Source organism: Marinobacter gelidimuriae, from assembly GCF_000372805.1.
Lineage (GTDB): Bacteria > Pseudomonadota > Gammaproteobacteria > Pseudomonadales > Oleiphilaceae > Marinobacter > Marinobacter gelidimuriae.
In genome coordinates this window covers 1-19,399 of the sequence record NZ_KB889911.1, presented here as the reverse complement: position 1 = coordinate 19,399, position 19,399 = coordinate 1, and the positions used below count along the sequence as shown (strand labels likewise).

The 19,399-nt window shown below is 52.4% G+C and carries 21 protein-coding genes; 10 read left to right on the top strand and 11 right to left on the bottom strand.

Annotated features, from left to right (window positions below):
- Nucleotides 1-476 precede the first annotated feature (476 nt).
- Together A3OI_RS0114410 and A3OI_RS0114405 are read left to right on the top strand one after the other, a co-directional pair.
- Nucleotides 477-1,163 carry a YgjV family protein gene (locus tag A3OI_RS0114410; protein ID WP_018404959.1) on the top strand — a complete coding sequence of 229 codons (687 nt, stop codon included), beginning with the start codon at nt 477-479 and terminating at the stop codon, nt 1,161-1,163.
- A gap of 48 nt (nt 1,164-1,211) precedes the next feature.
- The gene (locus A3OI_RS0114405) at nt 1,212-1,793 is read left to right on the top strand and encodes a hypothetical protein (protein ID WP_018404958.1); all 582 of its coding nucleotides are present in this window, start codon (nt 1,212-1,214) and stop codon (nt 1,791-1,793) included.
- A 45-nt stretch (nt 1,794-1,838) separates the two neighbouring features.
- Here the strand turns inward: A3OI_RS0114405 and A3OI_RS0114400 are convergent, their stop codons facing one another.
- The 6 genes from A3OI_RS0114400 to A3OI_RS20340 form a co-directional block, all read right to left on the bottom strand.
- Nucleotides 1,839-2,423, bottom strand: a complete 585-nt coding sequence (locus A3OI_RS0114400; protein ID WP_218185835.1) for a hypothetical protein — start codon at nt 2,421-2,423, stop codon at nt 1,839-1,841.
- Between the two features lie 18 nt (nt 2,424-2,441).
- Nucleotides 2,442-4,349, bottom strand: a complete 1,908-nt coding sequence (locus tag A3OI_RS0114395) for a hypothetical protein (protein ID WP_018404956.1) — start codon at nt 4,347-4,349, stop codon at nt 2,442-2,444.
- Nucleotides 4,350-5,289: 940 nt separating this feature from the next.
- Entirely contained in the window at nt 5,290-6,309 is a 1,020-nt protein-coding gene (locus A3OI_RS0114385; protein ID WP_018404954.1) for a DNA-binding protein, read from the bottom strand.
- Nucleotides 6,310-6,560: 251 nt separating this feature from the next.
- Nucleotides 6,561-7,055 carry an HNH endonuclease gene (locus tag A3OI_RS23990; protein WP_228702992.1) on the bottom strand — a complete coding sequence of 165 codons (495 nt, stop codon included), beginning with the start codon at nt 7,053-7,055 and terminating at the stop codon, nt 6,561-6,563.
- Nucleotides 7,027-7,908 carry a 3'-5' exonuclease gene (locus A3OI_RS0114375; protein WP_018404952.1) on the bottom strand — a complete coding sequence of 294 codons (882 nt, stop codon included), beginning with the start codon at nt 7,906-7,908 and terminating at the stop codon, nt 7,027-7,029. The genes A3OI_RS23990 and A3OI_RS0114375 overlap by 29 nt, the downstream gene beginning before the upstream one ends.
- A 10-nt stretch (nt 7,909-7,918) precedes the next feature.
- Complete coding sequence (locus A3OI_RS20340) at nt 7,919-8,704, bottom strand: metallophosphoesterase (RefSeq protein ID WP_018404951.1); 786 nt, start codon at nt 8,702-8,704, stop codon at nt 7,919-7,921.
- 326 nt (nt 8,705-9,030) lie between these two features.
- Between A3OI_RS20340 and A3OI_RS21240 the strand changes: the two genes are divergently transcribed.
- Both A3OI_RS21240 and A3OI_RS0114360 read left to right on the top strand, forming a co-directional pair.
- Entirely contained in the window at nt 9,031-9,711 is a 681-nt protein-coding gene (locus tag A3OI_RS21240; protein WP_018404950.1) for a hypothetical protein, read from the top strand.
- On the top strand, nt 9,689-10,333 hold the full coding sequence (locus A3OI_RS0114360) for a site-specific integrase (protein WP_018404949.1): 645 nt from the start codon (nt 9,689-9,691) through the stop codon (nt 10,331-10,333). Before A3OI_RS21240 ends, A3OI_RS0114360 begins: the two co-directional genes overlap by 23 nt.
- Before the next feature lie 22 nt (nt 10,334-10,355).
- Here the strand turns inward: A3OI_RS0114360 and A3OI_RS0114355 are convergent, their stop codons facing one another.
- Complete coding sequence (locus tag A3OI_RS0114355; RefSeq protein WP_018404948.1) at nt 10,356-11,432, bottom strand: RNA-guided endonuclease InsQ/TnpB family protein; 1,077 nt, start codon at nt 11,430-11,432, stop codon at nt 10,356-10,358.
- A gap of 39 nt (nt 11,433-11,471) precedes the next feature.
- On the opposite strand from A3OI_RS0114355, the gene tnpA reads away from it, so the two are divergent.
- The 3 genes from tnpA to A3OI_RS0114340 all read left to right on the top strand — a co-directional run bounded on the left by tnpA (nt 11,472) and on the right by A3OI_RS0114340 (nt 14,329).
- The gene (gene tnpA, locus A3OI_RS0114350) at nt 11,472-11,870 is read left to right on the top strand and encodes an IS200/IS605 family transposase (protein WP_081622937.1); all 399 of its coding nucleotides are present in this window, start codon (nt 11,472-11,474) and stop codon (nt 11,868-11,870) included.
- A 214-nt stretch (nt 11,871-12,084) separates the two neighbouring features.
- The gene (locus A3OI_RS0114345; RefSeq protein ID WP_018404946.1) at nt 12,085-13,269 is read left to right on the top strand and encodes a ParA family protein; all 1,185 of its coding nucleotides are present in this window, start codon (nt 12,085-12,087) and stop codon (nt 13,267-13,269) included.
- Nucleotides 13,223-14,329 (top strand): ParB/RepB/Spo0J family partition protein, encoded by a 1,107-nt coding sequence (locus A3OI_RS0114340; protein ID WP_177313715.1) that lies wholly within the window; start codon nt 13,223-13,225, stop codon nt 14,327-14,329. Before A3OI_RS0114345 ends, A3OI_RS0114340 begins: the two co-directional genes overlap by 47 nt.
- A 464-nt stretch (nt 14,330-14,793) precedes the next feature.
- Here A3OI_RS0114340 and A3OI_RS0114335 read toward each other — a convergent pair whose 3' ends face one another.
- The gene (locus tag A3OI_RS0114335; RefSeq protein ID WP_018404944.1) at nt 14,794-15,057 is read right to left on the bottom strand and encodes a type II toxin-antitoxin system RelB/DinJ family antitoxin; all 264 of its coding nucleotides are present in this window, start codon (nt 15,055-15,057) and stop codon (nt 14,794-14,796) included.
- A 412-nt stretch (nt 15,058-15,469) separates the two neighbouring features.
- On the opposite strand from A3OI_RS0114335, the gene A3OI_RS21235 reads away from it, so the two are divergent.
- Nucleotides 15,470-16,000: a PH domain-containing protein gene (locus A3OI_RS21235; protein ID WP_018404943.1), complete on the top strand. Its 531-nt coding sequence runs from the start codon at nt 15,470-15,472 to the stop codon at nt 15,998-16,000.
- A gap of 70 nt (nt 16,001-16,070) precedes the next feature.
- Here the strand turns inward: A3OI_RS21235 and A3OI_RS0114325 are convergent, their stop codons facing one another.
- Both A3OI_RS0114325 and A3OI_RS0114320 read right to left on the bottom strand, forming a co-directional pair.
- A complete protein-coding gene (locus tag A3OI_RS0114325) occupies nt 16,071-16,445 on the bottom strand; it encodes an STAS domain-containing protein (RefSeq protein WP_018404942.1) in 375 nt (124 codons plus the stop codon).
- A 141-nt stretch (nt 16,446-16,586) separates the two neighbouring features.
- Complete coding sequence (locus tag A3OI_RS0114320) at nt 16,587-17,501, bottom strand: hypothetical protein (protein WP_018404941.1); 915 nt, start codon at nt 17,499-17,501, stop codon at nt 16,587-16,589.
- Nucleotides 17,502-17,698: 197 nt separating this feature from the next.
- Here A3OI_RS0114320 and A3OI_RS0114315 point away from each other — a divergent pair, with 197 nt between their 5' ends.
- Together A3OI_RS0114315 and A3OI_RS0114310 are read left to right on the top strand one after the other, a co-directional pair.
- Nucleotides 17,699-18,025 (top strand): hypothetical protein, encoded by a 327-nt coding sequence (locus A3OI_RS0114315; protein WP_018404940.1) that lies wholly within the window; start codon nt 17,699-17,701, stop codon nt 18,023-18,025.
- Nucleotides 17,988-18,818 carry a hypothetical protein gene (locus A3OI_RS0114310; RefSeq protein WP_155903143.1) on the top strand — a complete coding sequence of 277 codons (831 nt, stop codon included), beginning with the start codon at nt 17,988-17,990 and terminating at the stop codon, nt 18,816-18,818. The genes A3OI_RS0114315 and A3OI_RS0114310 overlap by 38 nt, the downstream gene beginning before the upstream one ends.
- Before the next feature lie 340 nt (nt 18,819-19,158).
- Here A3OI_RS0114310 and A3OI_RS22130 read toward each other — a convergent pair whose 3' ends face one another.
- Complete coding sequence (locus A3OI_RS22130) at nt 19,159-19,353, bottom strand: zinc ribbon domain-containing protein (RefSeq protein ID WP_267283306.1); 195 nt, start codon at nt 19,351-19,353, stop codon at nt 19,159-19,161.
- Nucleotides 19,354-19,399 lie beyond the last annotated feature (46 nt).

The following is a 19,399-nucleotide window of genomic DNA, read 5'->3' as shown; positions in this document are numbered from 1 at the left end:
CGCACAGAATGCTCAGTGGCCGCAGGCTGCCGTCTGCCTTCGGGATTTGAATCCGTCTGGCAGGCGTCGGCCTGTATGACCCACTGTGCAAGCGGTGCAGGAGACGAGCCAGCCGCTCGTCCAACCCTTGNGCGTAAGCCTGCCATGACAGGCCATCAACGCCGGGAGTTGAACGTCGCTTCAGCTTGTAAAAGCTGTCTGTCAGCAGCGTCCTTGTGAGGTGATGAAACAGTGAAGTGAACTGTGTGCGGCGATCTTTTGCCGCGACTTGACGTACGCGAAGCAAGCGTGACGTAGCACTGATCCCGTTCTGAGCCGGGGGGCCGGCAAGCAGGTAGAGTTTCGTTGCTACGAGATCGGCTATTACGGCCGCCCGATCTGCTCACTGGAAACGTCTGATTTCGATTTCGGTCGCCACATGATCCGCCAGGACATGAGCACCTATGTGACCCGCTACGGCAACCACCCGTTCGAGCATGAAATTTACGTTCGCGCTACTCGCCAGTAACGTATCTGCCAGCATTATCGACACCACCACCCACGGAGATCTTGCGGTGACGCTGTTACCTGACATTCTGAACCTCGCAAATCTGATCGGCTGGGTCGCTGCGGTCATTACAGTCTGCACGCTGATCCGCAAAGACAACCGGGGCCTACTGCTGATGATGGGTGTCAGGGTAACATTATGGTCGGTGCACTACGCAATGCTCGGCTCTATCTCAGAGTCTGTCGTACACGCCGTTGCAGCTGTTAGCATCTTTGGAGCCAATGCCACTGCCAATAGACCCCTGTTCACCAGGGTCACTCTGGGCGTGATGTTCTCGGCTTTAGGGATCAGCGCTGCGGCTTATTACGGCACCGGTTGGGCCGACGTGATTGCGGCTACGGGCTGCGTTCTAATGACCATAACGCAATATACTGGGCGCGGCGCGAGCCTACGACTCGGCTTTCTCGGCGGCGAAAGCCTGTTTTTCGTTTTCGCCGTTATGGTCGGCTCAGTGCCGGGTGCCGCCGTGACGCTGGCTAACGCTGCGGCAGGAATGATTGGTCTGATCAGAATGAGAGCCACGGCACCCACCCGTTCGAGCACGAAATCTATGCTCGGGCCACGCGACAGCAACGCGCAGAACAGGCTGTTCAGATTAAACAGATCTATACGATAGAATAGCCGATAAATGCCATTGTCGTGACTGAAACTAGGGCCAAAATTGATGAATTACCGTGTTCTGATTATCTGCGGGTTACTGGCGAACGTCCTGCCCGCCCTCGCACAACAACGTCCAGAGAATCCCAGCGCCATACTCCAGCAACAGGCCGTACAGACCTGTATTGGCATCCGTGATGGTATAGAGCAGATGGTCAACATCAGCAGCAGCAATGTTGCAGAGCTCAGCCGGCGGGCACGCCAGAAATTCAACGACGAACTCTTTGAATCCGTGATAGAGAGCTTTGATCAGCCGGAAATGCAGGCCCTGGTAGAGGGCGCCACCCGGAATTATCGACGTACCGGCCGTGCTAACGATTTAACTCGCTCGCTCAACAACAATGAGGCGTTCCTGGTTCCTTGCACGGAAATCCAGATCGAGCGATACCGGTTACTCACCAGCAACTTTGTAACCGATCCGGGAACCGTTGATATAAACGACCCCAACTCCCCGGGTGGCCGGCGCGAGGCGCCTGACTGGATGCAAGAAGCACCCGAGCAACCCGCCAATACGCGTGCAAGAGAGCGAGACGACACCCAAGCACCAACAACGGCGGCGGGCGGTGATTACGGCACGTCTCGTCGCTAATGCCGGTCACCCGAGCCGGCAATACCCCGACCCCTACTGAGCCGCTCATCCAGTGCTAGATAAATCTCGTCCATGCTGACACGCCGCACAGGCGCACTGGGAACCCAACAAGAGGGCACCTGACGCCACGCCTAGCGGCGTGATCAGCTTGCCCTCCTGGCGCAACTGCAGGGTGTACCGGCGCAAGCCCGCTGCCAGCGCCAGGTTTCGATCCAGCCACGCCTGATCCAGCTCACCAACGGCGCATTGCGTAATGTTTTTGTTGGCGTGACGCGCCTGGGAACGCTGAGCGACGTGGATACGCAACGATATAGTAGTCCCGCGAATATCGAAGCTCGCATTGACACCGATTATGCCGGTGTCAATGCGCTTTACAGGGCCGCAAGGAGTAGGGTCATCGTACAACCGGTCCACTCGCTTGCGGCTGCTCAGATTGTGCCAGGCTTTAACCAGGGTCGTCTCGTACTTCTGCTGACTGTTAACGGTGACTCGCCACAGCCCTTTGACGTAGCTGATGCCCCGCGGCAGATACAGCGTCTCGTCTTTGACGATGGCTTTCCTCCAGTTGGGATTGGGCTGTGTGAAGTTAGGGGCTTTAGGCACGGGGCTACTCTGCACGGGTGGGCTCATAAAAAAGTTGCCCCACAATTAGTCAGTTTGGGTTTCAGATAGGCTGGCTTTGGTTTTTTTTGTTTTCTGGCGGTTGTAGAAGGATTGATCGCCAGCGAGCTTGTCGTGAATGTCACGCTCAACCTTGACCCAAAGCGCGTTCTCCCTCGATCTGTTTCTGCTCAAGTGTCCCTGATGTCTTCCTTCGTGGCCTTTTTTCATCAGCGTGAAACGATAGCCGAACATCGATACAGAATTGATGGTCAGGGTGTCGTCCCAGCCATCCGTGGCGTACCGCTGCATCAGTTCAACGAACTCTTCTTCAAAACGATGATATTTGCGAGTAGGCCACAGGATGTTGTGGAGATCTGCCAAAGGAAGAAAGTATGAATTCTCTCGTTTCCCCTGCCCCCGTTTGTTCTCACGCCCGATCGTGGTGGTGAAGAGGTTATAGAGCGTTTGTGCAAGGCCTGATCCCTCTTTCATGATGTCGCTATGAGCGGTAAACAGCTTCCGATTTTCTTTCACCAAGAGTTTTTCAAATAGGTGCGGGTCCAGGGACACGCGCCAAACACGAACACGGCTCAATTCTTTCGGGTTGTAGGGGTCAATCTCTTTTTCAGCATCCCCTAAATCTTTGGCGTTCTGGAAGACCTGGGCGGGCAGGTTATTCATTGGCCCCATGGAAAACTCTTTCCGATCTATATCCTCCTCACTAATGAACTCCGAATCGTATTGACTCTTGAGTGTAGGAAGAAAACGAAAATCGGTAACCAGGTCATCTACATCAAACAGCTCCATAATTTCGATCGCATCTTCATGCTTCTTAGCCTGGATTAACATGCGAAAGCTGGTGTCGTAGAGGCGCCGTAATGAGGAGTTGATAAATCTGCGTGTTGATCCACTGTGCGGACTTGCGTACTCCATCCGTTTTGCGATGTTTAAGGTATCCAGAAAGAAGTCATTATGGACTCGCTCAGTGGCAGACCGTTCCAGCTCAGCTCGACGTTGGTCAAACTTCGACTCGAAGCTCTGGGCTTCAGAGTTTTCCTCGTTTGACGGATCTGTCTGCTCATCGGGCTCTTCAGGGTCAACGGCATATGCAGATAAGTCCAGGGCTCCGATAACTTTTCCATCGCCAAAGAGCGAGGATTGACGGGGCTTTTCCGCTTCTAGTATGTAGCGGTCAATTTCACTGTCTATGAAATGGGCAACCTCGGTAATTACGGCTCGAATGACGCGCTGATCCGGGAGTGCAGCAAGCTCTGACTTAGGACCTGTTTGTGTTGTCGCTTGAACGAGTATATCTGTATTCTTGATCCGGATTTTTGAGGTTATTCGGTTGCCTTCAATTTTATCGGAAGTTGTGAAACGCATGCATCTGTCAAACAGGCCGGTGTAAATCGTCTCGGTGATCGGCTTGCTTTTGCCAAAGTGAGTTACAAGCTGAGCGGCCGATTCTCTCAGATATTTGAGCATGACCTTAGTGGATTTTGTTCTGGCGTTACGGTGTCCCAGAGCACGATCACGCAACTCTTTCTGATCTGCGGTTTCAAAGTCTTTTTTATGAATTTTATGGAGGATGAATTTTTTAGAAGGGTGACCACCACGCTGGTTGCGCACCTCTATGACTTTGAAAAAGCCGGTTTCGGTCATGCTGTAGAGTTTTCGTCTTACAGACTTTACGGAGTGCCCGGGTATTGAGTTAGTTTCCAGATACAGTGCTATGTCGTCGAGCGTGAGTGTAATGTGCTCGGCATCTACTGGCAGGTCGTCGTTAAAAAATTCTGAAGCGGTTCCGAGGAGACCATGAAGGAAATCGCTGTCAGGTTTTGTTAATCCTGCAGCTTCAACTTTGGCCTGACTGTCCTCGAGGAAGTCAGCGACGGCCACAGGTATCAAAATAGACGTAACCTGGTTCTTATTGGGGGCAGTTGCTTCCGTCATAGTCAGGACTCCCTGGCAGTCAATGGTTCATGGAACCCCCTAAAATTGTCCACTCGGATTATTGTACATTCCTCGCTATGGTTCAAGGGGTGACGGAAATTTGTCCTCTTGGTTCATTGGTACACGCAAAATCGTCCACTTGCTATAGCGGAGTTTCACTACCGTACCTGGGCCGTTAAGGGGGGTCCCTGGAAAGTTTATCGAGCACCGGCAATCTGACTGATGGTTCATATGAGGGCATAAAAGTGTCCACATGGTTCAAGCAGGGCTGTATATGTGAGACTTGGTTCAAGGTATGGCGAGAAATAGGGATGTTGGTTCAAGTGAGTCCGTCGATTTGGGATGTTGGTTCAAGGAGTTACGTAAAATGGTCCAATCGGAAACCAGGTATTCTGCGGTTGCTAAGAAAAATGGTTCAGCAAAGGCCCTAAAATTGGATATATGGTTCAAGGAGTGTCTTAGAATTGGGATTACGGTTCAGTCAATGCCTAAAAATTGTCCACTTGGTGTGCAGGTCACCGCGGGTGATGATCTGTCTGATGGATGAATTGATCAAGTTTCAGGTTATCCACAACTCTTAAAATTCTTATTTCTTATCTTTTATAGATATTACTACTCTTATAGGGCCTACAACTGACTGATTATAAAGTGAAAAAAAGGGGAAAAATCGAAGCTCAAACCAAACTAAGCGAAGGACAAACCAGATTTTGCAAGAGGCAGACCAAAGAATGTCGATTGCCATTCACTAAAAACCGAGTGCCAAACCGGATTTTGCGAGTGACGAACCATTATTCTGGGGCTTGCCCACAGGCATTACGGCAGGACCGAGTGACGAACCATTCTGAAGGTCAGGATCGAGTGACGAACCATTATGGGCGCCTGGGCCGAGTGACGAACCATTCTGGAGGTCAGGATCGATGGAGTGGTTATTTATCTGAATTCAGGAACGTAACCGCTCAATATCGCGCCCGAGCTTGTCATTCGTCTGGCTGAGGGCATCCATCTCAGTCTCCAATGCTTCGCTATCCCGGGCCAGAACCCGATTATTTTCGGCCAACTGCTCGCGGGCCTCATCAGAGGCAACCAGCTTTTCCTGCAGCGCCTTCCGGCCGTGTTCAAGCTGCTCACAGTCCGATACCAACGCATCGATTCGCTTTTCCAGCTTCGCCTGGTCCGTGGCAAATCGATCCGCCCTGGCCTTTTCCAGACGAACCTCCCCTTGCAGGCGCTCACGATCCTCATGATGCCGGAGTTTCAGGTCGCTGATGTGCTGGCGGGCGTCGTCCAGCTGCAGCATCCAGTGGTCGACCAGGCGCTCATGCTTGATCTGATCGGCCCCCATCTGCTCGCGGGTCTTGGCAATATCGTGCTCTAACTGGCCACGCTGACGATCCCAGTCGGATTTCGCGGCATCATACCGTTCCGACCAATGCACCCGTTCCTCGGCCAACCGGGTCTCGAGTGCCTGTTTGTCATGCTTCAACTCCCCCACCTCGGCCTCTTTGCCCTCTACCCAGCGCTCCAGGTCCCCAATAGTGCGATCCCGCTGGTCAAGCTGCTGGCTCTTTTGAGTCAGTAGCGTTTCACGCTCATCCAGCAGCGTCTCAAGCTGTTGGATGCGTTCTGCGCGTTGGTTGATGGCTCCCCCAAGCTCGGCAATGCGACGGTCATAATCGGCCCGCTCGTTATCAAACCCCACCCCCGCCGCTAATACAGCCTGATTCCAGAAGTCTTCCACCAGCGGCACCAACGCCTCCGGCAGTGCCGAGGGAAGCATGGTCATGCCTTGCTCAGAGAAGGTTTTAAGGAAGGTCTTGTGGTGCTTGTGAATGGTGGTGCGTGAGCCTCGACGCCCCAACTGCTCGTATAGGGCGTCAATGGTGACTTTGGCGCCACGACCAATCAAGCGAGTGGCGGCGCGGGAAACATCTTCATAACTGATAGGGGCTTGGCGATCCACGTGTCGTTACTCCTTGCACTGTGACAGCAGGTTGTCATGTAACTGACGCTCTGAGGGCGAACGCTCAACGTCATACAATAGGGTGATCCGGACAAACCGGGCGACATACCCACACTGGCCCCTCGGAGGCAGCCACTCTGATGGCCCCCTCGCACCCTTGGATTGAGACTCAATTCCACCGGCCAAATATTGCGGAGATCGTTGGCGAAGGTAACCCTGAGCGATTCACTCCATTGGTCAGCGCCACGATCCTATGCGTATTTCAGCGGAACAACGTGATCGGCATCGAGATCACCGGCATCGAAGACCGCCTTGCCGGTAAACGGACTGACCCACCGACCCCTGACAACACGTTGCTCTGCAACACCGGCAAATGTTACCGGTATGGTCGACAGGGTAATAAGGGCCTCGGCACGGCTGCCCTGCCCGTCACTATCCAGATCAGCCCAGCCATGTCCGAATTTCGAGCGTTCATAGTCATTGCTCGACGTTGCAGTAGGCTCGCTAGCAATACCTTTGGGTAAGCGTCCATCGGAAGCCAGACAGGCATCCAGGGAATCAAAGCCAGTATAGGACTGGGTTCGCTCATACCAGGGGGAGAATGGAGGATGGCACAAGCCACTGCTAGATTGCTTGATGACATCAGCACCAACGGTACCGGTGCAAAGAAATACAGTGAGAAATGCTCCCGAGCTTCGGGTAAAAATGCCCACAAAGTTAGCCCCTTTTCTGCTTGTAGCGTTCACGACTAGTCATCCTGATGATCTCGGCTCGGTCACCACCATTGAAATAGAGCGCTGACAAGAACGCCTGCTCCTCGGCGAGACCAACCTCACTGACAACGGTATGCCAGACTTTACGAACGGGTGCCCATGAATAGCCGCGGGCTTTTAAAGAATCCTTGACGTCGAAAGGTGCACCACGGGCGGCAACAGCATAGGTGATGGCACGTTCCGACGCGATTAACGCAGACAGCGCGCCATCGACCTGACTCAATAGCCACGCAGTGGCAAGACAATCTATGCTGGCCCGGTGACCTTCATAAAACCCACCGTTTTTCAGGCACAGATATTCTAGCTTGCTACTCTCATAGCCAAATTCGCGCCACGGAATATCTTTGATCGAGCATGCCCACCGCAACCGATCCAGGTGGCCGAAGCGAGCTTCAAACATACCCCTGTCAAAGCTGGCGGAATGCGCCACCACAATGGGATCGTCAGCAAAGCCTTTCACAAGGGCCTGACCATCAATGCGCTGCCCCGCTACTTTCGCATCGTCAATACCTGTCAGTTGTGTGATCAACTCGGGAATAGGTTTGCTGGGGTCTTCGTAGAAGGAAACGGCTTCGTTAATGGAAACGATAACGCCTAAATCGATATCGATTGTTGCGTGAACCAGTCCCAGTTCGATAATGCTGTCCTCGTCGGGATTGAGGCCGGTGGTCTCGACATCGAGCACCACCAGGGATCGAAGATTGTTGCCGCCCTGGGCGACAGCGATCGGAAACACGGTGTCCGGTTTCGTCCATGGAATCCGGCTAAGCAAACGGTAGTCGTCGGGAGTCCGGGTTATCTGATCAATCTCGTTCAAAGGAAACATAGTGGTGCGCCTAAAAGCAGTTAAGTGAATGTCCCAGCGGCTCGCGGTGGAGTGATCCGTAGAAAGTTTGGGCTTTATCGGTGGTCAGATGCTGGCTCACCACATCAAGAACAGCCTCCAACGGCCAAACGGTAGGAGGATTACCGCTAGCCGCTCCGGTATCCAAAGACAGCGTGTTGCCTCTGACAAAGGGTGCAGGCGTGACGTTGTGGCCGACAACAACCGCATCGATGCCGTCAACCTGCGCTTCGGTGGGCAGTGAAGCGTCCGGATCGTGCCTATCGCGGGCGATACGTCGATTCCAGATATCAGAGTCGTGGTCGAAGACACCCCACTGGCCAGAGGTCACCGCTGCATGAATAAGCCCGACGGTTCCGCGCCCACAAGGGACGCTGATCGTTAATGGCAGGGTCAGGCAGTGATTTTTAATTAAGCGGGACAGATATCCCCCATCAACATCGCGCACCCACTCGCCACCGCAATTTTCAATCCAGTGCAGATATGTAGAGGCATCCTGATTAACCAGGGCGTCGAGCATCATGTCCTCGTGGTTGCCTAATACTGCGAAAAACCAGGGGTCCGCCAATAACTCCAAGCACCCCAGGGACCGAGGGCCACGGTCTATAAGATCACCGACACAGAACAGTCGATCGCAATCTGGCCGGAAGCCTACGGTGAACAGCGTCTCGAATAAGAGATCCAGCTGTCCATGCAAATCACCAACGACGTAATCCTGCCCGGTCGTGTTCGCCGAGACGGTTCTGTTGCCATGAAAGCGTTGTTTCGGTTGTGTCATCGGATACCTCGGTCATCCTTCAGTGTGGGGCGGGAGAAAGCCCGGCTTTTCGTTATTATAGCATAATAGTATCCTCATGTAATATGTAATAAATAGTACATGATAGACATTGCTGCATCATAAGTAATATTATGATTACTCCATAAGAGGAATGGCCCACACTGAAGCAGTTGGCGTGGAACACGTGCCTGCCCTACCCCGGTACTGTGCGGTGAATTAGGCGTCGTCTCCTGCAAGCCCCGCTTCCCACAAGGCCTAGAGACGCGCCAAGCAGCCGTTGCATGAACAGGCGGCAAAACCGTGGAACATCAACAAACCAGAGAACCATGATGAACGAGCACGACTTGACCACCGAATCACTGCCCAAAATGCAACAACTCCCCTGGGATGCGCCGCCTTCGTTCCGTACTGTACCCACGCACCGCGGTATCATGTGCAGGGGACCGGTACCGGGGCTGGAGGCACAATCGGATCTGGACATGGTGGCTTTATGGTTGGCGGAACGGGCAAGTGCCAGCACAAATACGGCGATGGCGTACCGCAAGGAAACGGAGCGATTTCTTTTCTGGCTGGCGGATTCTGGAAAAGTGATCAGCGATGCAACGCGAGAGGATTTTATACGGTATGCGAAATTCCTCATCGATCCAAAGCCACGGCATCAGTGGTTGGCGGATCGAAAACACCCTAGAACGTCTCCTGACTGGCGCCCGTTTACGACCGCGCTGAAACCCGACTCCGTAAAGTATTCGCTGTCGGTAATACGGGCGATGCTTGATTTCATGCACAGCAATGGTTGGCTGGCGGCTAATCCCATGCCGGAAACTCGGTACCTGGTGGCCACCACAAAAGAAGAGCCGGCATTAAAGGTGGCAAGAAGACAGCTTAGTGAACAGCAAATGGGGCTTCTGGGCGAATTTGTTGATCGATATGAAGCAACCGAATACCCGGTAAGAAAGGAAAGAAAGAAGGATCAGCAGACCGAGGATGGCCGACAAACCTTTCATTGACCGGCGCAATCGTGTGACCCGCGCACGGCTTCGTCTGATTCTTGCGCTCGCGGGCACGCTCGGAGCCCGACAAGCGGATATCATTGAAGGATTCCTGTCGGATTTCTCGCCGGCTCCCAGCGATCTGAAAGCGGCCAGGTGGCTGTGGTATATCCCCAACGGTAAGGGACGAAAGGCTGCAACGCTGCCGGTACCGGATTGGGTTATGGATCGTGTGGTCGATCTGCGTGTAACACTGGGGTTACCGGCATACCCATCGGCCAATGAACCGCCCTACCCTATTTGCCCGGATACCCGATACATCCGGGACTCGGAACGTCCGATGCCCACACATCTGCCAGCGATCTCCCGAAGCGGTCTGTACCGACACATGCAAGATGTGTTTCACCGACTGGCCTATGCGATCGATTCCGGCGAAATGGCAGGATCTTCGGCGGACGCCCGCATTTTGCGTGATGCATCGCTGCACTGGTTACGGCATACGGCGATGAAGCGGATCACCCGTAAGACAAAAGATCTCACAATAGCCAAGCTCCTGGGCCGACATGCCAGTATTGAAACTACGGCGCTCTACGCAGAATCGAGTCTTTCCGAGCTGGCGGACGCACTATGTAGGGATTGACATCCTCCCACCACCAAACGCCTTAACCGGCTTTTTGGAGGGGGATTCCTACCGCTAGACGGCAATGCCCTGCCGCGAGAATGTTCCTGGCCGCATTGGAATCGCGATTGTGAGTGACACCGCACTCACAGGTCCATTCTCTTATTCCAAGGCCTGCTCTACCTTTCGGACTGTTGGGGCTCACAGAGCCACAACACGAACAGGCCTGGGTGGTGTACCGTTCATCGACTTCCAGAAACACTCCGCCTGCGTGCTCGCATTTATATTCCAGCAGAGTTTTCAGTGTAGACCAGCCAGCGTCCAGCACCGACTTGGCCATGTTCGTCTTTGCCAGCCCAGAGCTGGACACGTTCCCGACCACGATCAGGCCGTTATCATTCACCAGCCCCCGGCTGAATTTATGCAGCGCATCGTGCCGCCGATTGCGGATTTTGGCGTGAATCGCCTTCACCCGTTGCGTGTTTCGCGTCCGCTGAGCAATGCCCAACTTCTGTTCCTGATCCCGATAGAAGCGACCCGCTTCCAGCGGCTCGCCCGAGCTTGGGGTGGCCGTGGTTTTCAGACCCAAATCGATCCCCACACTGCCGGTGCCGCATGTCTGCTCCGGCTTTGCCGTCACGACCACGCAGAAATACCAGCGACCGCGAGCGTCTTCGGTGAAGCAGCCAGACCGGAATGTATACTGCGACAGCCCGAAGCTGTCCCAAATCTTGAAATACTGTTTGTTGTGATAGACGCATCCGTTTTTGAAACCGATGCAGTCTTTGCGAACCGGTATCCAACCAAGAGATCGGCGCACACCGCCAGATTTGCGCCAATTCAATCGATTCTTTTTGAACTGCTTACGGCGGACAGCGTATTCATGGCCGATCATCTGCACCGTCGCTGAGTTTAACCCCAGATCTTTACCCGCGCCTTTGGTGTAATTCTGCAAGTCATAACCTGACAGCCAAGTATGGCGCTCTTTGATGCTGCGATGACTCAATTCGTTGCAGTAGTTCCATACCTGATTCACTGAATAAGCCCAAGAGGCCAGCACTTTTGAGTGCTTGTCTCGGATTCTTACTTTCAGCGTTTTGGTGTAGCGAGCGGTTTCCATAGCTGATACATTGGCATAAATACAACATGGTGTAAATACATGAAGTCACATTATCACTGCGTTTATGACATGAAATACCACTTGGTGTTAGTTACCAAATATCGCAGAAGGTGTTTCACTTCAGAGGTTCTTGATCGAATGGAGGCTATTTGTCGCGAGCTTTGCGAAAAATGGGAGATTGGCCTTTTGGAGTTTGGTGGTGAAGCCGACCACATCCATCTGCTATTGGATCTGAATCCAACGATACAGCCATCCAAATTGATCAACAGCCTGAAAACCGTGACCAGTCGGCGAATAAGAAAAGAATTTGCAGAGCACCTGAAGGAATACTACTGGAAGCCGGTGTTGTGGAGTCGAGCCTACTGCCTGCTAACAGCGGGTGGCGCACCGATTGAGGTTTTGAGAGAGTATATTGAGAACCAAGACAGGCCAACTTGATGTTGGCCGCGCTATCCATCACCACCCAAATGTTAGAGAAGCCGCTAACGCTCCGCTTGGGGCATTATGGATGGAGAATTTCGCGCATTTCGTTAAAGCGATCTCCTTTTAAAACATACCTTTCTGCAAACGAGACAAAGTGGTATAAACTAGGCAAAACAGGTTGGAATGCACAAAATGACCTGGATGCGGACACCCTAGACAGGAGAAGTTTATGTCACCAGTAAGAGAAATGAAGGCACTCGGTCCTGAAGATCCAAAAGATCACTTCGCGAACCTGGCAATCGAAGGTTCCGATGCGCTGGATGAAATTAGAAATGAGCTAATAAGGACGCACGGTGACGGCAAGAACCGCACCGAAAAGACCTGGGGTATACAGGAAGCGGCGGTGATGGTGGGCCGCTCTGTCCCATGGCTCCGAGAAAATGACCCTGATGCGCCCAAGAATGAGGTCGGTCATGGCCGATGGACACTGGGCCGGATCAATGAGATTCGCGACAAGATTGGTACCCGGGTCACCCGTCCTGCAGGCGCAGAAACGCTTATCATTGCGTTTTCCAAGCTTAAAGGGGGTGTTGGAAACACGACCTCTTGCGCCCACTTAGCGCATTTTCTGGCCAAGATGGGGTTTCGAGTGCTGGTCATCGACTTCGATCCACAAGGGTCAATGACTCAGCTTGTTGGTGGCGTGAACCCGGACGCAAGTATCGACATGGAAGATCTGCCGAACGAGGCCCTACTCAACGATCCCAAGAGTTTGCAGTACACGATCCGCAAGACCTATTTCCATAATGTCCACCTCATCCCTGCTAATCAGATGCTTCAGGATTTAGAGCTGGGGCTGAATCAACAATTTATGAATGAAAACGATGATGAATTTGGTGTCCCTTTTCACAAACGATTGAAGGAAGGACTGGAGCCGATCAAGGACAATTACGATATGGTCCTGATTGACTGCCCGCCGAGCCAGGGGTCGTTGACCATGAACGCACTTGGCGCCGCTAACGCCCTGATCAACCCGATCCGTCCAATGTTGTTGGATCGCGCAAGCTACGTTATGTATACCCGGTCGTTATCATCATTCTACGAGTTTAATCCGGATATACAGATCAAGTATCATCGCCTGCTGATCAGCCAGTTCAAGAACGTGAAAGACCCGATAATGCAGGGTAAAGCCATCAGGAAGCTCTACGGTGACCTGGTGTTGTCAAACACGATTATGGATTCTCAGGAGATAAAGAATGCATCCGGCCGATTAGAAACGGTGTACTCGCTGGACCGGCCGGTAGGTGGCCGGGATTCGTACAAGCGAGCTTTGCATTCGCTGGACTCGGTATTCAATGAAATGGTCGATGAAATATTTTATCTGTGGAACATGGAGGCGGGGAACGATGAGTAACGAAGAGACTTTTAAAACCGAAGATAAGGTGCGGTCCGCCAGACCGGTCGGTGGAATGATGGGGGCTGGTCAGCGCAGAGGGCAAGAGAAAACGTCAAAGCCGTTTGTCGCTGAAGGCGACGGGGAAAAACTGTTCGAGAAACCGAAAGAGACTGGTTCGAACTCGGCGTCCACCCCGGAACGCTTACGCGTAAGCGTGCCCTCCCCTGCCCTACCAGGTCAGGACGGTGAGCCGTATTACGCCGAGGTTCCGGTTGGAAAAATTCGTTCGTGGCGGTTCAAGGACAGAACCAGCGCGGAAATTGAAGATGATCCGGAGTTCCTGGACCTTATGGGTCGAGTGCGTGGCAATGGCGTCGTGCAGGCTATCGGTGTGCGCAAATTGGAAGAGCCGGACGGCGATATTGAATACGAAGAAATATTCGGGTTCAAGCGGCTGACAGCATCGAAGCTGCTTGGCCTGAAAACGATACCGGCCAAGGTGTTTGTCACTTTGACGGACGAGCAAGCCGCGGTACTGCAGCATGAGGAAAACACAGGGAAGTCGGACCCTTCCTATTACAGTCGCGGTTGTGCGTATTTACGATACCTCGATGCTGAAATGGCTTCTGGCCCTTATGCGTTGGCCGCGTTGCTTGGCGAAGACAAACAGAGCATGGCTAATTACGTTCGCGTGGCCAGAGAAATGCGAGAGGAGTTTAAAGAGCATCTTAAATTGCACACGTTTTCCTCAAAGGTTCTTTTCAACCTGATTTCGTTAACCCGTGACGGTGGCGGTGTTTCGCCGGAAACGATGGTTAAGAAGATCCTCGATCATAAGCAAAAATTGAACGAGAGCCCGCAGCAGGCCAGCCGGGTTCTTATACGCCTGGAGTCAGAAGTAAAGCCAGCCAGAAAAGAGCCTTCCAATACCAAAGTTCTGGAAGTGGATGGGCGCGAGGCGTTCTCCTGGAAACGCAATAAACGGGGAGCAACCATTAACGTCAGTGCCGACATTGCTAAAAAATTGGATGACGACTTGATCGAGCAGGTTCTCACGGACTTGGCGAACCGTTTGTAGACTCGTTTCGGCACCACGGAAACCGCACCCAGGAGTGCGGTTTTTATGAGCGCTTACGCGTAAGCGTTGCGGGGAGCGGTTCTTCCTTCAGCAGGCAAACCACTGAATATGGAACGCTTACGCGTAAGCGTGGGTGCAATGCCTGGCGTAAAAGTGACCACAGCAACAAGTGCTCCATGCAACGCTTACGCGTAAGCGTCCTTTCTATCTGGTTACGATCAGCCACGGCGCACGGTCCAAACGGGGTCAACTCACGAAACGGCAAATAAAGCACGCTAAGGTCCCGTCAGTGCCAGATCAACATTGCTGACGGTCTGATGCCGCATTCGGTTTTGCCCGTTAAAGACCGAGTTCGGTGTGAGAGCCTAAACGCACGAGCTGTAGCACCCCGGCATTAGGCGTCCGATAAATCAACACCAGGTCGGGCTTCACGCTTGTAGTCGCGTTTGAATTTCCCGGTACGCTCAATCGTCCGCATTCAAATCCGCCATCAGTCCCTCGACGGTGGCGAACGAAGGCAAGTTGCCACGGCGCGCTTCCTTCATTGCTGCGATGGTTTCGTCATTTGGGACCAACGGCTCAAAAGGTAGCGCCTTTTCGCGGGCAACGCGGGTGAGCAGGATGCGAAAAGCATCCGACACGGTAAGCCCCATGGCTGCCAATACAACGGTCGCTTCCTCCTTGATGTGCTGGTCGATCCGAGCACGCACAACAGCATTCGCCGACATAGTTCAATCTCCATCTTATTGAGCTACATTGTAGCCCAGTGTCCGAAATTAGGCAACAGAACAGCTTGAGCCGATGTCAAGCTGAGCAACACCCTAAATGGGCGTCAGGTGCTCAGTACCAATCACGTCAGGATAGAGTGTATTTCAGTAATAGTTGGCGCTTTTTGATCGACGCTTACGTGTAAGCGTCCTTTCTTCTAACTGGGTTACGCTCTAGCGATGAAACGGCAAAGACTGCGACGCTTACGCGTAAGCGTTGGTGCAAGGGCAGACGCAAAAGTGACCGCAGCAACAAACGCTCCACGCAACGCTTACGCGTAAGCGCTAGGCTCAAACCAGCACAGCTTGATGAGATAGGGCCTAACTCAATTAAGATGGTCAACTGGGTCAAGCAATCGAAGGAGTAGCTGTTGTGGGAATCGTTGATCATGTAACGGATCATCTGGCAGAAGACGAGCAGGTGGTCTATCAAACTCCCGTGAGTTGGATTGTCGTTGGGGTGCCGCTATTGTTGATGCTTCTGAGCATGATCGTTCTGAGTATCACAAATAGGCCGGATTTGTCCGGTGACCCACAGGCCATTGTAAGCAAGTTATGGAACCTTCCATTCCAGTTATTGTATTTCCCTGCGATGGCGGGTGCCGCATTCGGTGCACTCCTGCTAGTGATGGCGCTCGTCGAAAGGCTAACCACCGAAGTAACGATCACGACTCGGCGTGTGATCTACGAGACTGGACTGATATCGAGAAGGTCACGGGAAATAAACAGATCGGTGATCGAAGGCGTTGACGTATGGCAATGGATCCCTGGTCGGGTTTTAAATTATGCCACGGTAACAATTAACGGTATTGGTTCAGGTTCTCTCCAGATAAGAGCCCTGGATAATCCATGGAAATTTCGCGAACACCTGGTTAAACGTACCAGCCGAAAAACGCGACAGTGAACACCAGAAGGTTACGCTTACGTGTAAGCGCCACAAAGACCGAGCAGGGTGGGGCAGGGCAGGACGATGTTTATGCTGTGGCATCTACCTGGGTAGAGATGAAGGCTGACTGCAGGGAGTAAAGATACTTGTCCAACTCGGACCGACTGGCAAAGACACCTCTGTGAGCACCTGATTTAACGATATCGATAATCTTTTTCACAACCGGGCCGCACTTGGAAAGTACGAGTCGCCCGTTTTTCTGTTGTAGCAGATTCATAACTCGATCCAGCGCCGTGATACCGAACGAATCGATGTATGAAACGGCACTCACATCCAGTTCCAGTGTTTTAACGACACCGCCACTCACCATGTCGCAGAGAAACTGGGAGATGTCATCAGCATTGCGCTCAGTTATCGAGCCGGTCATTACAACCTGGGAATGCTGCTCCGGCGGGCTTGCCAATCGAATCCCCTATTCCTTGTATGAACTCATGGCGAAAACCCCAGCGTTAACAATGTTTTTAAATGACGATCACATGAACATCCATAGTATAAACTATACGAGCGGGAGCGTTAATCTCATGTTCAATGTCCGCCAAGGGAGTTAACTTAGGTGCATTAAGGTGGTTTGCTCGATTACATAGTGAAGGGTATTCGGGGAGGGGAGATGCCAGTCGCCAATGACCTGTTCACCCAAGTTGTAGAGTGCGGTCGGGTCCAATCCCAGGGTCTGAGCAATGCGAGGAATCGGGATCGCTTGCGAGGTGTAGAGCAAATGGGCATAACGCAATGCGATCCGACGGAGGCGCGGGTGTTTGGTAATCAACACCCGCACAGGGGCCGCATATTGAGGATAGCTTTTTGGTCGTTTACGCGATCCAGCCTTGGCTCGCAGATCAACAGATTTGACGTGAAATACCTTAGCCAGCTCATGGATGCTAAGAGCATAGGTTGTGAGCACGTAATTCAGATCAGCTTCCTGAATCTGATCAATGGATAATCGGCCAAATAGCGTGCAGTAATCTGTCCATATTTCCCGGCTTCGCCGTGTAGAGAACACGCCTCGCATTAGCCGATCAACAGGATCGGTATAGTCGAATTCGTCATCCAGGTAGATAGAGGCGGTGAACGCGTCGTTCATCTTTCTGGAGTGTCCGCAAACGCTGACACCGGGCAGTTGGAATTCGGATTCCAACTGTTCGACCATTTCAGGGCTCAGTGAGAAAACCTTAGCCACGCGAGCATAAAACTTTTCTGGAATCGAATAATGCCGGTATCTGGTTAGCCAGAATGTGCGGAAAGTCTGCTCAAAGGCCGTGCCCGCATCTGTTAAAAACCGACTATTCAGACCGTTGAACTTTTCCTGTTTCTTTTCACTAAATTGCCCAATTTTCTTTTGAACCGAAGGCGAAACAGCACTATCAAACAGTGTATGCGATCGGTTCTCAGCACTTCGTTCATCGAACAAAACAAATTGCTGATGGTCTAGCGCGGAAACTCTAGCAGCGAAGGCTACCATAGGCGTTCTCCGGAATTGTGACTTGCAAATTATATACAAACCACAATGTCTTATGTGACTTGTTAATGGGAAAATAACCAATCCTGATACAAAGGTCAACCAACGGAAACAAAGCGAACGAGAAACATGAAAGGAGTTGGGCCAGTAAATTGGCGATAACGTACACTATTCGAGTCTAAAAACTTAAGGCATTGACTATGATTTTCCGGCCCGCTTTGAACTCCGCTATGGCTCACCGCCAAATCCTCGAAAGCGCTGCGGTAGGTGCACATTTTCTGGTTGAATATCATAATCGTATGAACATGGCTGTTCCGGAGCCTGTTTTATCGGCACCCAAGGCGCTGGAGGCTCACCTGACTGCCGCGGCCGATGGCGCCAACGTCAGGTATGAAGATTATGAAGATTGGCTGACCACCATCAGTCAGCAGGCCGTGAAATTGTGGAACCCCCACGGAGAAGGTGCCGATAACCAAGGTTGGACAGGCCTTGAACCAGCTGGACCGCCAAGGGTGGCAGATCGATAATGAGGCTCATGACGGCCGCCCGTCATTCAGAATACCCAGCATTGGCTCACGTCTGGCAAAAATGCAGACAGAAATGGCGAATCAACAAGAAGATACACTGACGCCATACAGTCGGTTGCTGCATGACGCATCAATGCGATCAATGGGTGTCGCAGTTGATATGCACGGCGAACTGAAACGGTTTCTCAGTGAGCAGGAGACAAAAAAGCTGAAATTCTCGCTAAAGTCGCTGCCCAAACTCAATGTCGAGTTTGTGCCCGAGGCCGCGTTGTCTGCCTGGGCTAGTGTGGTAGCGCATCTGAACCTCTACCCGGAAGACCTGGAACCGTTCGAGGATGCATTTGCTGAAATCGAGAAGACGAAGCACCCTACCGAAGCGACCAGGGCTGCTTTATCAAAGGCATGGAAAAAGGAGTTACCCTGGTTGCCAGAGGACTGGATTAACATGTCTGTGCAATCGGTTCTCGGAAGCTCAGTCAGCATCAAGCTCGAAACAATTGACCAGTCCAGTGTCGATATTGTGCGCGGGATTATTCGGGACGCCCACCAGACCCAGACATTAAAAATGAAGCCTCAACCGGACATTGAAGATACGCAGGAACTTCGGTTATTTGGATCGCTCGAGGAACTGCAGCAAACCCTGGCTCGCATCAGCGATAATCGGGGCTTGAATGAGAAGACAGAGCAGAAGCTGGCCGAGTTAAGTGAGCAATTTAAGACGGTTGCCGATCAAATGCAGTCACACCAAACGCCAGGCACGTCTTTGCGCGATGAAGACGCGCCAGCGCAGTAGGAATCAGCCTGCTGCACCATCCTCTTTCATCAAGCGCATTTAAGGGCACTTCGTCCAGCGTATCTTCTTCAAACTGAGCAGATGATGCGACCCCATCAACCAAGACCTCCCCAACAACAGCACAGCGCCGGTCATCAATAGCTCTCGTATGCTCTCGATTGAATACATCGAGTGTGGATTGTGTATCGGCTGCATCAACGCAAAATTCATAGGTAACCTGGACGCGGTGTAAGGGCATAACATAATCCAATTGACATCCTCCCCTCCCTTCGCAAATTGCTCAGGAAGAGGATTCCCAAAAGAGGGTACTACCTGATTGCTCGGGCAGCCGGTTCCTGCTTCATCGAGCGGCTAACGCCGACTCTCCACAGGCTAGAACGCGATGTCCTCGCGCTTTGATATTGATCGCACCCACCAGATCAGCGTTCTCCGAAAACCCGCATTCGACGCATTCAAAACGAGCCTGCGTCTTGCGGTTTTCGGCGCTGATATGCTGACAGACTGGGCACGTTTGACTGGTGTGATGCGCGGGCACCGCCAGCACTTCACCACCCCGAAACGCCTGCTTGTAAGTCAGTTGT

Coding starts and splice junctions, on each gene's coding strand:
- A3OI_RS0114355 (WP_018404948.1), bottom strand. CDS start 11,432: ATGGAAACCGCTCGCTACACCAAAACGCTGAAAGTAAGAATCCGAGAC.
- A3OI_RS0114345 (WP_018404946.1), top strand. CDS start 12,085: ATGTCACCAGTAAGAGAAATGAAGGCACTCGGTCCTGAAGATCCAAAA.
- A3OI_RS0114395 (WP_018404956.1), bottom strand. CDS start 4,349: ATGACGGAAGCAACTGCCCCCAATAAGAACCAGGTTACGTCTATTTTG.
- A3OI_RS0114320 (WP_018404941.1), bottom strand. CDS start 17,501: ATGGTAGCCTTCGCTGCTAGAGTTTCCGCGCTAGACCATCAGCAATTT.
- A3OI_RS20340 (WP_018404951.1), bottom strand. CDS start 8,704: ATGACACAACCGAAACAACGCTTTCATGGCAACAGAACCGTCTCGGCG.
- A3OI_RS0114375 (WP_018404952.1), bottom strand. CDS start 7,908: ATGTTTCCTTTGAACGAGATTGATCAGATAACCCGGACTCCCGACGAC.
- tnpA (WP_081622937.1), top strand. CDS start 11,472: ATGAAGTCACATTATCACTGCGTTTATGACATGAAATACCACTTGGTG.
- A3OI_RS0114400 (WP_218185835.1), bottom strand. CDS start 2,423: ATGAGCCCACCCGTGCAGAGTAGCCCCGTGCCTAAAGCCCCTAACTTC.
- A3OI_RS0114335 (WP_018404944.1), bottom strand. CDS start 15,057: ATGTCGGCGAATGCTGTTGTGCGTGCTCGGATCGACCAGCACATCAAG.
- A3OI_RS0114410 (WP_018404959.1), top strand. CDS start 477: ATGAAATTTACGTTCGCGCTACTCGCCAGTAACGTATCTGCCAGCATT.
- A3OI_RS0114360 (WP_018404949.1), top strand. CDS start 9,689: ATGGCCGACAAACCTTTCATTGACCGGCGCAATCGTGTGACCCGCGCA.
- A3OI_RS0114340 (WP_177313715.1), top strand. CDS start 13,223: ATGAAATATTTTATCTGTGGAACATGGAGGCGGGGAACGATGAGTAAC.
- A3OI_RS0114405 (WP_018404958.1), top strand. CDS start 1,212: ATGAATTACCGTGTTCTGATTATCTGCGGGTTACTGGCGAACGTCCTG.
- A3OI_RS0114315 (WP_018404940.1), top strand. CDS start 17,699: ATGATTTTCCGGCCCGCTTTGAACTCCGCTATGGCTCACCGCCAAATC.
- A3OI_RS21240 (WP_018404950.1), top strand. CDS start 9,031: ATGATGAACGAGCACGACTTGACCACCGAATCACTGCCCAAAATGCAA.